This window comes from Bradyrhizobium sp. BR 1432 (genome assembly GCF_051547705.1).
In the GTDB taxonomy this organism is placed as follows: Bacteria; Pseudomonadota; Alphaproteobacteria; order Rhizobiales; family Xanthobacteraceae; genus Bradyrhizobium; species Bradyrhizobium zhanjiangense.
On sequence record NZ_JBPUGF010000003.1, the window covers coordinates 5,797,930 to 5,811,493 of the forward strand.

Genomic DNA, 13,564 nt, shown 5'->3' on the forward strand with positions numbered 1-13,564 from the left:
ACTCACCAGCCAAGCGCCGGGACGACAGTCCCGCAAGCCGTTGGCGTGCACCGTTTACATCGATCATTGCCTTTGATCCACGCGGCCGGTTCTCGTGCAAATGAGAAAGCTCGAACAGGACCGTTGGAATGGGCACCTCATCTATCGGCGGCAGGGCTCTCTTTTGGCCGAGCCGTGCCGCCCGTCCATCCACTCCACATAGGGGAGAACGTCTTCTGACACTTGCGACCACGGCTCACCCGCCGAGGTGACGTCACCCGAATTCCCGGTGCCAGATGGCTTCTTTGGCGGCAAGGGTTGCTCCCCCAGTTCACGCATGGAAGCTCTCTTTTTGAACGTAGATTTCAGGTGCGTCTATCCCGGCAGAACACGGAAATTGGTTTTCGGTCGCTATGCCGCGATAGCGCCTATCATCGCGGGCTGCATTCATCGGTTTGGTCGGTCGCGGCGGCCGCTGCCGATGTATATGATCCGGCTGACCGAGACCCGTGAGATCATGCCGTACCCGTCGGGGCATCCAGAGGAGGAGCATTGATGTCAAATCGTTGGGGAGCCGTGCTTCGAGGTCACGAATTTGACCTACAGGATTGGCGGGACATGCTCAAGCCGCCCTTTGATCCATGGGTCGAGGAGCACGGGTCTGACACTATCCTGCGATCCAACTCGCTCGACGATCTTACATCGGCAGATGAGGTGCGTGATCGGGTTATTGCTCATATTGAGCGATTGAACGGGGCGATGTTCGTCATGATGCAAGGCGAGTCGCTCCAATTCGGCGGCGTTGTTGAATTTGCATGTGATGGCAAGATGCATCGAACCATGTTCGCCGATGCTGCGTGTTTCGCGCGATCGAGAATACACGCGGCGGCTGTCGTGATTGGCCCGGACGGTAAGCCGAAGCTTGATCCGCTGCCCACGCGGAGCCAAGTCCAGAGATGGGCGGCAATCGCGGATAACGATGATCTCTTAGAAGATGCCTTGATTTACTTTGGCCGAGTGTCGGCGCCTGATCAGCCGCATCCGCCGACATTTTGGTTCGACATCTACAAGGCGCTGGAGTGCTTGATCGAGCGGTTCGGAGAAAACAAGAAGCGCGAGGACACATTCTTCGCGCTCGATTGGGTCCCTGCCGAGGTTGAACGGCTCAAACAGACAGCGAATTGGGCGAGGCACGCGAGACGCAAATTCAAAAAGCCGTCACCAGCAACGACTGAGCAGGAAGCCAAGGAGTTGATGGCTCGCCTGTTCCGGAAGGCATTTGAAAAAGCGGCAGCGCCGTGAGGGGCCGCCCCCGACGGGGGCGCGCCGCATCGCTTTGGCAGAGCCCGACCCGAAAGGTCAGGCGACGAGCCGCAGCCCGGTTTCCGCTTGGGTCACCGGCCCGGCAATGATCCGCCGAAGCTCGGCTGCTATGCCATCCAGCACCGCGCGCTTTTCCTTCATCCGCTTGGAGTGGTTGTAGACCTTGCCGGTGACGGTCGGCACGATCGTGTCGCCCTTCTTGGTCACCGCATGATCGAGACACTTTGCAATCCACGCATCGTCAAAGCCGAGGTCGCCGGCCAAGGTCGCCGCCGTCCGGCGCAGGTCGTGCGGCGTGAACCGCTTCAAGCCCAAGAGATCGCAGAGGCCGGGCGTCTTGGTCTTGCCCTTGCACTTCTCGTTCATGGTGCCGCGCAGCGCGTCGGCCATGGCCTTCCGGTTGAGTGGCTGGCCGGGATAGACCGGGCTTTCAAACACGAACTGTTGGTCCTCGCGCGCCAGCGCTTCCTTGATGATCTCGATCGCGAGAGTCGATAGCGGCTGCTGGATCACCCGCCGCTTCTTGACCCGCTTCAACGGAACATCGAAACGCGGGTTGTCGCCGTCGAGATCGAACAATTCGTCGCGGCGTGCGCCCAATAGCTCGCCCGAACGCAGCATGGTGACCAACTCGAATTTGAGCGCGAGCCGGGTGCGCCGATCCCATGGAAGGTCGTTGTGGTCGAGGCCGTGCCAGAAAATCCTGATCTCGTCCTCGGTCAGCACGCGGGTGCGCGGGTGCTCGGGGTCGAGCGGTTCCAGATCACTGCTGGGGTTGGCGGTGATGTACTCGCGCCGCAATGCCCATCGGAACATGCCCGAAGCCGCCTTCCTCATGTGGCGGGCGTTGCTGACCGAGGGCTTGCCGCCGTGCCGACCCGCCACGATGTCGTCCGACAGCGCCTGAATATCGCCTCGGGTGACGTCGCCCGCGAACTTCTTGCCCAGCTTCGGGCCGATGAAGCGGCGCAGATGGCTCGCGGTGTTTTCCCAGCTTTCGAGCCGGGGCCGCATTTCGCCGTCCGGCTTGCGAACAAGAAACTTCATCCACTCGATCCGCTCCTCGATGATCTCGGCCACGGTCTTGCCCTGCTTCGCCTGCCGCGCCTTCTGCTGCCGCAAGGTGTCGGCGATGTTCTCGCCGTTGCCGATCCGGGTGCGCAGGGCATAGACCTCGGTGCGGGCATGCTCGACCGTGAAGGTCTTGGAATTGTAGACGCCCAGCCATTTGGACCGCTGCTTGCCCGTGGCCGGATCGGTGAACTTGAAATTGAAGGTGGCGACGGCCGGCGGGATGATGCTGACATAGAGGCCCGGGCATTTGCGGTCGTAGATTTTGACCCGCTTCGTGACCCGCTTCTCGCACAGGCGGTCGGTCAGGACGACGCCGCCCTTGCGCGGGCGCTCGGTGGTCGTGGTAGTATTCATGTGGTTTCAGGCTCCTAGAGGTTTGAGACCAATAGGGCCGGGCCTTGGGCTGTCGGGTCTGGTTGCGATCCCTGTCCGATGGCTTAGGGCCGGGCCCTAGATTTGGCGAAACCCGCCGAAGCGCCCCGCAACAGGCTATTCGAAAAACGCTTGTTTCAAAGGGTTTTTGTAGTCTTAGCCGGTCTCACCGGATACCAAAATATAGACGTGTGGTCCTGGCCGTCGTTGCTACGGTCAAGCCCTGGCGGATGCGGCATTGGCGTCAACCGGCGCGGGTGCCGGCGACTTTCGCTGGAGTGAGGGAGGCCAGAAGGAATTCGGCTCCCAGGAGAGCGCGGCATAAGCCGTCAAACCACCGCGCAGGGAAGGCCGTGCGTTGGGCTTCACCTGTATGCTGCTGTGCGGTCTTCTCTGCGTGTGCTTTTCGCGCAGCGGACCGCGGGTGCCGCCGGCACCCGGCCTTCCCTGGTGTGCCCGGCATGGGCTTCGACTTGGAGGTGAAAGTCCTTCCGTGAGCTGATCACAGCGAGCGAAGTGAACCGCAGAGTGTCGGACCGCGAGGCCGGCGTGAAGGAAGCGGGGAGCGAAGCTGCGGGCCGACGAACAGAAATCGGATATGAGGCGGAGCCGAGCAGGGCGAGCGGGCCAGGAGCCGCAAAGCCGTTGTGATCAAGGCAGGCGACGTAGATCCGGCGGTCGTGCAGCGAAGGTCGAAGGTCTTACCCGGGGAGATCTCGCTTGCACCTGAAAGGGTGACGAGGGTTGCAAGGCCTTCGGAGCGAGAAGTCAGCAGAGGCCGTAGTAGCGGCTTAAAGCCGTGAAGGGCCGAACGATGGGAAGGGCGAAACGCCCACAAACCTCGGGGGAATTATGCCACAGAAGCCGGAAGCCCCGGACGCACGATCGACCGCTGCGGTGAAGCCGCAGCGGCCGGCCGGGCGCGTGGAAGCGCCCCTGACTGGAAGTGGAGACGAGCGCCCAGGAAGCAGCGATCTGATGGAGAAGGTGTGTGAACGCCAGAACCTTCAGGCCGCACTGAAGCGTGTTCGGCAGAATGCGGGCAGTCCCGGCATCGACGGGATGACGGTGGAGGAGCTACCTAACCATCTGCGCGTGCACTGGCCGCTCCTGCGCGAGAAATTGCTCGCGGGGCAGTACCAGCCGCAGCCAGTGAAGCGGGTGGCGATCCCGAAGCCCGGCGGGGGCGAGCGCGAGCTCGGCATCCCCACCGTGCTCGACCGGTTCATCCAGCAGGCCCTGCTGCAGGTTCTGCACCCGCAGTTCGACCCAACCTTCTCGGATGCAAGCTATGGCTTCCGGCCCGGACGGAGTGCGCACGACGCGGTGCGTCGCGCGCAAGCCTATGTGCAGGAAGGCCGCAGCTTCGTGGTGGATATCGACCTGGAGAAGTTCTTCGACCGGGTCAACCACGACATCCTGATGGGAAGGCTGGCCAAACGGATCGCGGACCGTCGGGTGCTGCGGCTGATCCGCCGCTACCTCAATGCGGGCGTGCTCGCAGACGGGGTGGTGATCGAGCGGGGTGAGGGGACGCCGCAAGGCGGTCCGCTGTCTCCGCTATTGGCCAACGTGCTGTTGGACGAAATCGACAAGGAGCTGGAGCGGCGCGGGCATGCCTTCGTCCGCTACGCCGACGATCTGAACGTCTACGTTCGGACGCAGCGTTCGGGCGAGCGGGTGATGACCTCACTGCGCAAGCTGTTCGGGAAGCTGAAGCTCCGCGTCAACGAAACCAAGAGCAAGGTACGACGCGCCACGGCATCGAAGTTCCTCGGCTTCTCCTTTTGGGTGGCTGCGGGACGGACGATCAGGCGGCGCGTCGCACCACAGGCCATCGAACGCATGAAAGAGCGCGTGCGCGACATGACCCGGCGCAGTGCCGGACGCAGTCTCGCACAAATGTGCAAGCCGCTCGGCAAGTATCTGACAGGGTGGAAGGGGTACTTCCGCCTTGCAGAGACGCCCGGCGTCTTTGCCGACATCGACGGGTGGATCCGGCATCGTCTGCGGGCGGTTCAGCTCAAGCACTGGAAGAACGGGCATGTCGTCTACCGCGAATTGATCGCGCGCGGCGTACATCCCGACGAAGCCAGGCGAGTGGCCATCAACAGACGGCGCTGGTGGCGCACCTCGAAGGTGGCGCTCAACAAAGCGTTGCCAAATGAACGCTTCAGACGGCTGGGAGTCCCCTCCCTCGCAAGCTAACCTCAACCCATCGAACCGCCCGGTGCGGACCCGCATGCCGGGTGGTGTGGCAGGGGACGTGGAGCCAAACTCCACGCCTCTATGCCGATCGCCCTCTTGGCTTTAGAGGGTGGAGTGACGAAGCAAAGCTCGGGCGAAACGCGCCGCGAGAAGGCGGACGTGTGTCTGCGACCAACCACGCGCGCTGTCATCGCCCGCGAAGGCGGGCGATCCAGTACTCCGAGGCGGCAGTGATTGAACCGAGTGGCCGCGGCGTGCTGGATTCCCCGCCTTCGCGCAGGGCTGTCCGGGAATGATTCACTGTGTCGCGGAGCATGCCCGGGTTTTCCCGGCTTGAAGCAGGTACTTTCTGGTTGTCGAGACTCAGAAAGGGGCCGGGCATGCGGTTTAGCGATAGCATTTTTGGAAGGCTGCTTGAACCGATCAATCGGCGGCAGTTTCAGACGACTGTGGATCGTTTGGATGGCGATGCCTACGACAAGACGTTCGACAGCTGGGATCATCTTGTCGCATTGATATTCTCCCAGCTCAGTGGCGTCGACAGCTTGCGTGCCCTTGAGGCGATCTGGAACGCCAATTCGCATCATCACTACCATCTTGGTGTCGGCAAATTGGCGCGCTCGACGCTTGCGGATGCCAATGCCCGACGGCCGGTCAGTATCTTCGCAGAAGTCTTTGAGCGATTGTCTGGGCATGCCGACCGAGCGCTGAAGCGGGAGGGTGCCGAGATGCTGCGGCTGATCGATGCCGACGCCGGTGCCGCTGGATCTAACTCAGCACCTGGGCCGGTTGGAACGGACGTACCCGTGGTCTCAAGCTTCACGTGGTTTACGATCCCGGCTCGGATCATCCGCGCCGTCTGGCGATCACGCCGTCGACGGTCAATGACGTCACACCAGCCCAGCAATTCCCGATCGAGGCCGGCGCCACCTATGTGTTCGACAAGGCCTATTGCAGTTATGCCTGGTGGACACGGCTTCACGACGCGGGCGCCTGCTTCGTCACCCGCCAGAAGAAGAATCTGCGCTTCAGAGCTACACGCTGGCGGAAGCTGCGGAAACAAAAGGGGAAGGGCTTTAAAATCATCGACGATGCTGAGGTAAAGCTCCTCAGCAGCTCCAAACTTGCTGTTCCGATGCGCCGCATACGCCTCAAACGCGATGACGGTACAAAACTGACCCTCATCACCAACGATCTGAAGCGTTCGGCCATCGAAATCGCTGCGCTTTACAAAACACGCTGGCAGATCGAGCTGTTGTTCCGCTGGATCAAGCAGCACCTCAAGCTTCGCAAATTTCTCGGCCGCTCCGAGAACGCGGTCCGTCTGCAAATCCTCGCCGCCATGATCGCCTATCTGCTGCTGCGGATCGCCGCACGCGAAAGTCGTCTAATCATGCCGGCTATCCGCTTCGCAGGTCTTGTCGCCGCGTCGCTGTTCGCACGAAAACCAATCGCCGACATCGACCGACCTCCCAAGGTGAACCCATCCGCTGCCCGCGACAGAAGCTCCCCCGACCAGATCAGCTTCTGTTATGCATAGAATTCCCCGGACAGCCCTGCGCCTTCGCGGGGAATGACAGTGGCATTTGGAGGACGACGGCAGTGCCCCTTGCTCCGTCATTGCGAGGAGCCCTTGCGACGAAGCAATCCAGAAGTCTTGCCGCGGAAAGCGCTTCTTCTCCTCGCCATCAGCCACCACCTCCGGCGCCATCGCCGCCCAGGCGCTGGACGCGAACTGCCGTCGCCAGGTCACGACCACCACGGCCGCCGTGGTCACGAACAGCAGCCAGGGACTGACGAACCAGCCGAGATAGCCGAGCGCGAAGAAGAAGGCGCGTTGGCCGCGGTTGAAATGGCGGCCGGCGGATTCGAACAGGCGCGAGGTGCGGATGACATGGGCTTCCGCCTCCGCCGTGTCGCGCTGGGAGGCCGGCGGCATGCCGCCGAACAGGATCGCGACGTAGTTGAACAGGCGATAGGCCCAGGCGAACTTGAAGAAGGCGTAGACGCAGATCAGCACGAGGCCGACGCATTTCAGCTCCCACAGTGCGGGCGAGGGGCTGAGGTCGATCGGGAGCTTGCTCAGGATGGCGATGGCATCGTTGGTGGCGTGCAGCAGCGCCAGCGCGCCGCCGAGCGCGAACAGGCTGGTGGAGGCGAAGAAGGCGGTGCCGTTCTGGAGCGAGGCCATGATCTGCATGTCGACCATGCGCGTGTCGCGGTCGAGCAGCTGGCGGACCCAGACCTCGCGATAGCGGTTCATGCGCGCCGACAGGCTGTCGCGGCCATAGGCCGAATGCTCCAGCGTCAGCGCGTAGGCCAGCCATTCGATGATGAAGAAGCCGACGGCGGTGATGTCGACCCAGTGCCTGCTCATGTCCGTCTCCTCGCGGGCGGCAACGATTGCCACGCATGGCGAGGCGCGGCAACGATTGATTGGCGGCAGGCGATGGCGTTGAAAGCAGCTCGCTTCTGGACGTCTCGGGAAGGATTGATGACATGGCTGCGCTGAAACTCGCGATCGGCAACAAGAACTACTCGTCATGGTCGATGCGGCCCTGGCTCGCACTGCGCGCCAACGACATCCCGTTCGTGGAGACGCTCATCCCGCTCTACACCGACAATCCCGCCGACAAGGAGCAGATCCTGTCCTTCAGCCGCGCCGGCAAGGTGCCGGTGCTGGTCGATGGCGACATCACGGTGTGGGATTCGCTCAGCATCATCGAATACATCGCCGAGCGCTACCCGGAGAAAAAGCTGTGGCCCGATGATGTCGCCGCGCGCGCTTATGCCCGTTCGGTGTGCGCCGAGATGCATTCCGGCTTCATGGCCTTGCGCAACGAATGCGGCATGAACCTGCATCGTCCCGTGCGTCCCGTGACGCTGTCGGCGGACGCCAAGGCCAATATCGCGCGCGTGCAGGAGATCTGGCGCGAGTGCCGCACGCGTTACGGCGCCAAGGGACCGTTCCTGTTCGGCCGCTTCGGTGCGGCGGATGCGATGTACGCACCGGTCGTGCACCGCTTCCGCACCTATGCGATCGAGGTCACGCCCGAGACCAAGACCTACATGGACACGATGCTGGCGCTCCCGGCGTTCCAGGAATGGACCCGGGACGGGCTCGCCGAAACGCTTCGCATCGAGAAGTTCGAGGACGCCTGATCGCTGGTCTGGCGGCTTCGCTCATCGGCCCGCGGGCCGGTGGCGGTCAGGCCGCAATGGACCCGCGGCCATGGCGCAAGGGGGAGCTGCGACACCAACCGCGACACGCCGCGTGAACGGGCGGCTCCCAAGGTGTCATCGGGCCTGCAGTTTGTCCCGCTATCGTTATGAAATAGCGGCAGAATTTGCGCGATTGCCATGCCGGTTTGCGCTGGCCAAACCGGCGGGGCTCGTGCTATACGACGGCCCGGGTTTCCGGCCGGCCATCGCAGTGGGACACTGGGCGAGGCAGGCGCTGTTTGAGTAATGGAGAGGGTGTTGAAGCACAAATTCCCCGTGGGAACGCGCGTCTTGTTCACGGCCAGCAACGTCGCGCGACCGGCTGCCAGCGGCGCGTATGAGGTCATCCGTCTGCTGCCGACCGAAGGTGACGACTGCCAGTACCGGATCAAGAGCTCGACCGAAGCCTTCGAGCGCGTCGCCAAGGAAAGCCAGCTCGCGCTCTCCTGAAGGCCCGACGCTACCTGCGCATAGGCGCCTCCCGGGAAGTTGTGTCCTGTCGCCGTCAAAAGGCCCGCTTCACCTTCCCAAGGTAGGCGGGGGCAGTTGCCGACTCGCGGTGCTCGCTTTGACCATCCGCTCTTTGCTCGCGTGAGGGGACGTCGCGCATGAACTGGGCATGGGCCACTTCGCTCGACCAAATCTGGCACTCGCCGGCCTTCCCGATGTGGATGACGCTGGTGGCTGCTGGATTCTTCGGGCTGATCCTCCTCATCACCCTGCAGCGCGCCGACCGGTCGGTCGCCAATGGCGCGCTGACCGTGATTACGCTGCTATCCATCGCGATCGCCGGAGCGGCCACCATGCGCGTCTATGGTCCTGAGGGGCAGGCCACCCCGGTCGAGGCGCGCGCGCAAGGAACGGTGACGGCGAGCTTGCCGGCGCTGTCCTGTCTCGACGATCTCGCCGGCGATGCCGTGGCCGTTGGTTGCGAGAAGGCGCTGTTCGGCGCGCCTGACGCGGCCGCTGCGGCCGTCTCCTACACCGCCGCCAGGATCGACCGGCTGACCGCGCTCGGCGACGCCGCCACGGCCGAGAGGAGCCTGACCCTGGACATGAAGGTGCTGCGCAAATCGCTGGAGCGTGATCGCTACGGCCTCGTTGCGCATGTGCTGGTCGCGCGCGACGGCTGCACGCAGTTCGATTGCGCGGCGTTCCGCTCGCTGACCGACCAGCAGCAGGTCGCTGCCAACATGAATTCCCATCTCTACGATACGCTGGTCGCGCGCTATGCGCCGACCTGGAACGCGCCCGCAACGGCGCCGGGGCTGCCGGCCAGCGCTGCGCTTGCCGGGTTGCCGCCGTCGATGCCGACGGGCAAGCCGACCAATGCCGAGTTCCCGAGCGCCTCATCGACGCCGCCGGTCAGCATCATGAATCCGGAGCCCACAGCGACGACGCGCCCGGCGGCACCCGCTGCAAACACGGCAGCAGCGCCCGCGCCGCGCGCGCCGGCCGCGACCTCGGCGCAGGCCGCAGTTCCCGCGGCGCCCGCCGCCAAGAAGCCGCCGGCGCCGAAGGCTGCGCGTGCCCCAGCTGCCGCGCCGGTTCCGCTTGCGCCGCCGCCCGCCGCGGCGGCTGCGCCCGCGGCTGCGGATAACGAGTAGATCGGCATTCCAAATGCGCTGCTGCCCGGCTAATGCTGGGGCATGCCGCTACATCTGATCAAGCTCGCCGTCGGCTGCGACTCCGTCAAGGAATTGAAGGAGTGGGTCGCCGAACGGATGCAGACCGCCAAGAAGAAGGGTCTGCCGCAACGTCACATCCACATCACCCGCATGGTGCCCAAGCGCGACGCCGAGATCCTGGCGGGCGGCTCGCTCTATTGGGTGATCAAGGGCGAGATCGCTGCGCGGGAGAAGATCATCGGCATCGAGCCGTTCCGTGACAAGGACGGCATCGGGCGCTGCCGGATCGTGATGCAGCCGAAGGTGATCTCGGTGTCGCCGCGGCCGATGCGGCCGTTCCAGGGCTGGCGCTATCTCACCGATGATTCCGTGCCCGCCGATCTCGGCAAGTCCGCCGCTGGCTCGATCGCGGCGATGCCGGAGCCGATGCGGCGCGAGCTGCGCGATCTCGGCCTGCTCTAAACCGCGATATTGTCGATCAGCCGGGTCGTGCCGAGCCGGGCTGCGACCAGGATCCGCAAGGGCCCGTTCTTGCGCGAGGTGACCGGTGCCAGCGTCGCGGCATGGCGGGCTTCGAAATAGTCGAGCGCGAAACCGGCCGCCTTGATCATCTCGGCGCCGCCCGCCATCGCGGGCGAGATGGCATCGCCGGCCTTGATCCGCCGCGCGCTCTCCTTCATGGCGCGATAGAGGACGGTCGCGGTCTGCCGCTCCTCGGCTGAGAGATAGACGTTGCGCGAGGACATCGCGAGCCCGTCGCGCTCGCGCACGGTGCGGGAGCCGATGACCTTGACGCCGAGGTCGAGATCCCGTGCCATCTGCGTCACCACCCGCAACTGCTGAAAATCCTTCTCGCCGAAGATCGCGACATCCGGCCGGCACTGCGTGAACAGCTTGCCGACGACGGTGGCGACGCCCCCGAAGAAGTGCGGCCGAAAGCGGTCCTCGAGCCCGACCAGCGCCGGCCCCTCCGGCACGATGCGGGTGGCGAAGCCTTCCGGATACATGGCCTCGACGCCGGGGTGCCAGACCACATCGACATCCTCGGCCGCGAGCTTGGCGATGTCGGCCTTCCAGGTTCGCGGATAAGCGCCAAAGTCCTCGGTCGGAGCGAACTGAGTCGGATTAACGAAGATCGACACCACGACGCGGCTTGCGCGCCGCCTGGCGAGGCGAACCAGCGACACGTGCCCGTCATGGAGTGCCCCCATGGTCGGGACCAGCGCGATCGTGGCCTTTCGCTTGCGAAGATTGTCGATGGCGCGTCGCAGGGTGGGGACCGTGCGGGCGATCAAGGGGCTTGGTGACATCAGGAACTCGACGGGGTTGGGAATCAGTGCGGGTGAGGGCTGGCGTCCGGCTGGCTAACCTTAACAAGCGGCGATCGTGGACACCATCCATCCGGACGCGGCACAGCATCCCGCGCAAGGCCGCGCAGGATGTCGCGACATTGCGAGCTGCATCACAGACGAAAGATGACGCTGCGATTCATGATGAAGAACGGCGCGCTGCGATTTGCATGACCTGTCACGCATTTCACTTGACCGCAAACGCGGTCAACTCGAAGATATTCGTTAGGGGTGTTGAGGATCGCTATGCTTGTGCAGGCTAGCCAAGGCCAATCCGGCTCGGCGCATGTCGTCGTGCTCGGCAACGAGAAGGGCGGCTCCGGCAAATCGACCACCGCCCTGCACATCGCGGTTGCGCTTCTGAAGGCCGGCCAACGCGTCGCCACCATCGACCTCGACTGCCGACAGCAGAGCTTTACCCGCTACATCAGCAACCGCTCCGCCTGGGCGCGCCGCACCAAGCTCGACCTCGAGCTGCCGGTGCATCGCTGCATCAAGCTCGGCGAGACCATGCAGATCGCCGAGAACGAGAATTCCGAGTTCCAGCAATTCATGGAGGCGGTCTCGGCGGTCGAAAGCAATTTCGACTTCATCGTCATCGATACGCCCGGCACCGACAGCTACCTGATGCGGCTCGCGCATTCGATGGCAGACACGCTGGTGACGCCGATCAACGACAGCTTCCTCGACTTCGATGTGCTGGGCACCGTCGATCCCGCCAGCTACGCGGTCACCGGAGAGAGCCACTACGCCGAGATGGTGCGCGATGTCAGGCGCAAGCGTCGCCAGCTCGACGGCGCGACCACCGACTGGATCGTCGTGCGCAACCGCCTGTCGATGCTCGGCTCCCGCAACAAGCAGCTTGTCGCCGAGGGGTTGAAGGATTTGTCGCTGCGGCTCGGCTTCCGCTATGTCGACGGCTTCGCCGAACGCGTTGTCTGATCGCGAATTCTTCCGCGCGGACTGACCGCTCTCGACGAGATCGACGAGGCGACACTGGGCATGCGGCCCAATCTCGGCCATCTCACCGCGCGGGAGGAGGTGACGAGCCTGCTCCGCCAGCTCAAGCTGCCGCTCGACGAGCGCGGACGCCGCCGCGCCGCCAACCGCGCCGAGTGGTTCAGCCAGGTCGACAAGCCGCTCGAGGTCCACGACATTCTCGGTGCCTAAGGCAGCGGTATATAGCTACTTCCAGTCGATCCCCGCGGCCGCTTGTCGCGGGAACTCAACCCGCGTTCCGCCGTTTTCATCCTGCACTTACCTGTGAAATCGAACCCAATCGCCACTGGTTGCGTCGGATAGTGGCCTGCACCTTAAGTGGCCGTATGAGGACAGGGTGCCCAACAAACGTGTGCGACGCACAATGAAAGGGCTGCCGGTTCACAATATTTAGCCTTCCTGTCACGCTGCTGTGACATATATTAGGGAATAGGCGACAAGGGGACGAAGAGCCCCGGAAGAACACGATTTTCAACAGGGATCAGGCCGCAAGAGCCTGGGGCTGAGGACGAAAATGAAGCGTGGAATTGCCGTTCTAGTTTCAGTCAGTGCCCTCTGCGGCATCGCCTATTTCACGGCGAGCAAGTGGGCCATTAAGCACGAGACCATCACCTTCTACGACACTTCGCGCGACAATCGCCCGGTGCCGGTCGACATCGCGGTGCGCCGCGACAAGGAAATGCAGGCCAATGCCGGCATGATCACGTTGCCGGTCGCCGTGATCAATCACGGCAATACCGTCAAGAACACCGAGTACGGCTTCCTCGCCAACATCTTCGCTGCGCGCGGCTATATGGTCGTCAGCCCGCAGCATGATTTGCCGACCGATCCTCCGATGGTGACCAAGCCGGGCGAACTCTATGTCGGCCGCCTGCCGCAGATCCTGCGCGGCGTCGCCAACATTCATCTCGCCATGCAGGAGATGAAGAAGGTCCAGCCGAATGCCGACTACGATAAGGTAACCATGGTCGGTCATTCCATGGGCGGCGACATCTCGATGTATTTCGCCAAGCAGTATCCGGATGAGGTCAAGAAGGTTGTCACCCTCGACAATCTGCGGGTTCCCTTCGTCACCGCCGGCAAGTTCAAGATCCTGTCGTTCCGCTCCACCGATCCGCAGTTCAAGACCGATGCGGGCGTGATCCCCACGGACGAGGAGTGCGAGAAGGCGGGCATTCAGGTCGTGAAGACCGAATTCCAGCATAATGACATGCGGGACACCGGTCCGGACGTCGCCAAGAACTCGATCCAGGGCATGCTCGACAAGTTCCTGAGCGCGACCGACAGCGAGATTGCGCCAGTCGACACGCAGTCGTCCCCGCCCAAGATCCTCGAGCCCGGTCCGGTCGCATTGATGGCGCCAGCCAAGAGCTGACGCCTCCCTCATCATCGGCACCGATTGCAAAGCCT

9 protein-coding genes and 3 pseudogenes are annotated in these 13,564 nt (G+C 63.5%); 9 read left to right on the forward strand and 3 right to left on the reverse strand.

Annotated elements, in window-relative coordinates:
- Nucleotides 1–597: 597 nt before the first annotated feature.
- Nucleotides 598–1,281 (forward strand): hypothetical protein, encoded by a 684-nt coding sequence (locus ACSKB8_RS28035; RefSeq protein WP_438107735.1) that lies wholly within the window; start codon nt 598–600, stop codon nt 1,279–1,281.
- 57 nt (nt 1,282–1,338) lie between these two features.
- On the opposite strand, the gene ACSKB8_RS28040 is transcribed toward ACSKB8_RS28035, so the two are convergent.
- Nucleotides 1,339–2,730 carry a tyrosine-type recombinase/integrase gene (locus tag ACSKB8_RS28040; protein WP_438107736.1) on the reverse strand — a complete coding sequence of 464 codons (1,392 nt, stop codon included), beginning with the start codon at nt 2,728–2,730 and terminating at the stop codon, nt 1,339–1,341.
- Nucleotides 2,731–3,726: 996 nt separating this feature from the next.
- Between ACSKB8_RS28040 and ltrA the strand changes: the two genes are divergently transcribed.
- Nucleotides 3,727–4,956: a group II intron reverse transcriptase/maturase gene (ltrA, locus tag ACSKB8_RS28045; RefSeq protein ID WP_438107737.1), complete on the forward strand. Its 1,230-nt coding sequence runs from the start codon at nt 3,727–3,729 to the stop codon at nt 4,954–4,956.
- 380 nt (nt 4,957–5,336) lie between these two features.
- Nucleotides 5,337–6,496: pseudogene (locus ACSKB8_RS28050) on the forward strand (IS4 family transposase).
- A gap of 129 nt (nt 6,497–6,625) precedes the next feature.
- Here ACSKB8_RS28050 and ACSKB8_RS28055 read toward each other — a convergent pair.
- A pseudogene (locus tag ACSKB8_RS28055) lies at nt 6,626–7,333 on the reverse strand (DUF599 domain-containing protein); the annotation flags it as partial.
- Nucleotides 7,334–7,455: 122 nt separating this feature from the next.
- On the opposite strand from ACSKB8_RS28055, the gene ACSKB8_RS28060 reads away from it, so the two are divergent.
- From ACSKB8_RS28060 to ACSKB8_RS28075, 4 genes are all read left to right on the forward strand, one after another.
- Nucleotides 7,456–8,118, forward strand: a complete 663-nt coding sequence (locus ACSKB8_RS28060) for a glutathione S-transferase family protein (protein ID WP_370985809.1) — start codon at nt 7,456–7,458, stop codon at nt 8,116–8,118.
- A gap of 306 nt (nt 8,119–8,424) precedes the next feature.
- Nucleotides 8,425–8,628 (forward strand): hypothetical protein, encoded by a 204-nt coding sequence (locus tag ACSKB8_RS28065; protein ID WP_085969273.1) that lies wholly within the window; start codon nt 8,425–8,427, stop codon nt 8,626–8,628.
- Nucleotides 8,629–8,786: 158 nt separating this feature from the next.
- On the forward strand, nt 8,787–9,785 hold the full coding sequence (locus ACSKB8_RS28070) for a hypothetical protein (RefSeq protein WP_438107738.1): 999 nt from the start codon (nt 8,787–8,789) through the stop codon (nt 9,783–9,785).
- Between the two features lie 42 nt (nt 9,786–9,827).
- Nucleotides 9,828–10,268: a DUF1489 family protein gene (locus ACSKB8_RS28075; protein WP_091889570.1), complete on the forward strand. Its 441-nt coding sequence runs from the start codon at nt 9,828–9,830 to the stop codon at nt 10,266–10,268.
- Here ACSKB8_RS28075 and panC read toward each other — a convergent pair.
- Nucleotides 10,265–11,116: a pantoate--beta-alanine ligase gene (gene panC, locus ACSKB8_RS28080; protein WP_438107739.1), complete on the reverse strand. Its 852-nt coding sequence runs from the start codon at nt 11,114–11,116 to the stop codon at nt 10,265–10,267. The two genes, ACSKB8_RS28075 and panC, sit on opposite strands and share 4 nt — an antisense overlap.
- A gap of 285 nt (nt 11,117–11,401) precedes the next feature.
- Between panC and ACSKB8_RS28085 the strand changes: the two are divergent.
- Together ACSKB8_RS28085 and ACSKB8_RS28090 are read left to right on the forward strand one after the other, a co-directional pair.
- Nucleotides 11,402–12,325 (forward strand): annotated as a pseudogene (locus ACSKB8_RS28085) (division plane positioning ATPase MipZ).
- A gap of 343 nt (nt 12,326–12,668) precedes the next feature.
- Nucleotides 12,669–13,529 (forward strand): alpha/beta fold hydrolase, encoded by an 861-nt coding sequence (locus ACSKB8_RS28090; RefSeq protein WP_128941297.1) that lies wholly within the window; start codon nt 12,669–12,671, stop codon nt 13,527–13,529.
- The last annotated feature ends 35 nt before the right edge of the window (nt 13,530–13,564 follow it).

What these genes read in the sequence shown, in the direction of transcription:
- ACSKB8_RS28070 (WP_438107738.1), top strand. Translation starts at nt 8,787, where the DNA reads ATGAACTGGGCATGGGCCACTTCGCTCGACCAAATCTGGCACTCGCCG.
- ltrA (WP_438107737.1), top strand. Translation starts at nt 3,727, where the DNA reads ATGGAGAAGGTGTGTGAACGCCAGAACCTTCAGGCCGCACTGAAGCGT.
- panC (WP_438107739.1), bottom strand. Translation starts at nt 11,116, where the DNA reads ATGTCACCAAGCCCCTTGATCGCCCGCACGGTCCCCACCCTGCGACGC.
- ACSKB8_RS28060 (WP_370985809.1), top strand. Translation starts at nt 7,456, where the DNA reads ATGGCTGCGCTGAAACTCGCGATCGGCAACAAGAACTACTCGTCATGG.
- ACSKB8_RS28035 (WP_438107735.1), top strand. Translation starts at nt 598, where the DNA reads ATGCTCAAGCCGCCCTTTGATCCATGGGTCGAGGAGCACGGGTCTGAC.
- ACSKB8_RS28090 (WP_128941297.1), top strand. Translation starts at nt 12,669, where the DNA reads ATGAAGCGTGGAATTGCCGTTCTAGTTTCAGTCAGTGCCCTCTGCGGC.
- ACSKB8_RS28075 (WP_091889570.1), top strand. Translation starts at nt 9,828, where the DNA reads ATGCCGCTACATCTGATCAAGCTCGCCGTCGGCTGCGACTCCGTCAAG.
- ACSKB8_RS28065 (WP_085969273.1), top strand. Translation starts at nt 8,425, where the DNA reads ATGGAGAGGGTGTTGAAGCACAAATTCCCCGTGGGAACGCGCGTCTTG.
- ACSKB8_RS28040 (WP_438107736.1), bottom strand. Translation starts at nt 2,730, where the DNA reads ATGAATACTACCACGACCACCGAGCGCCCGCGCAAGGGCGGCGTCGTC.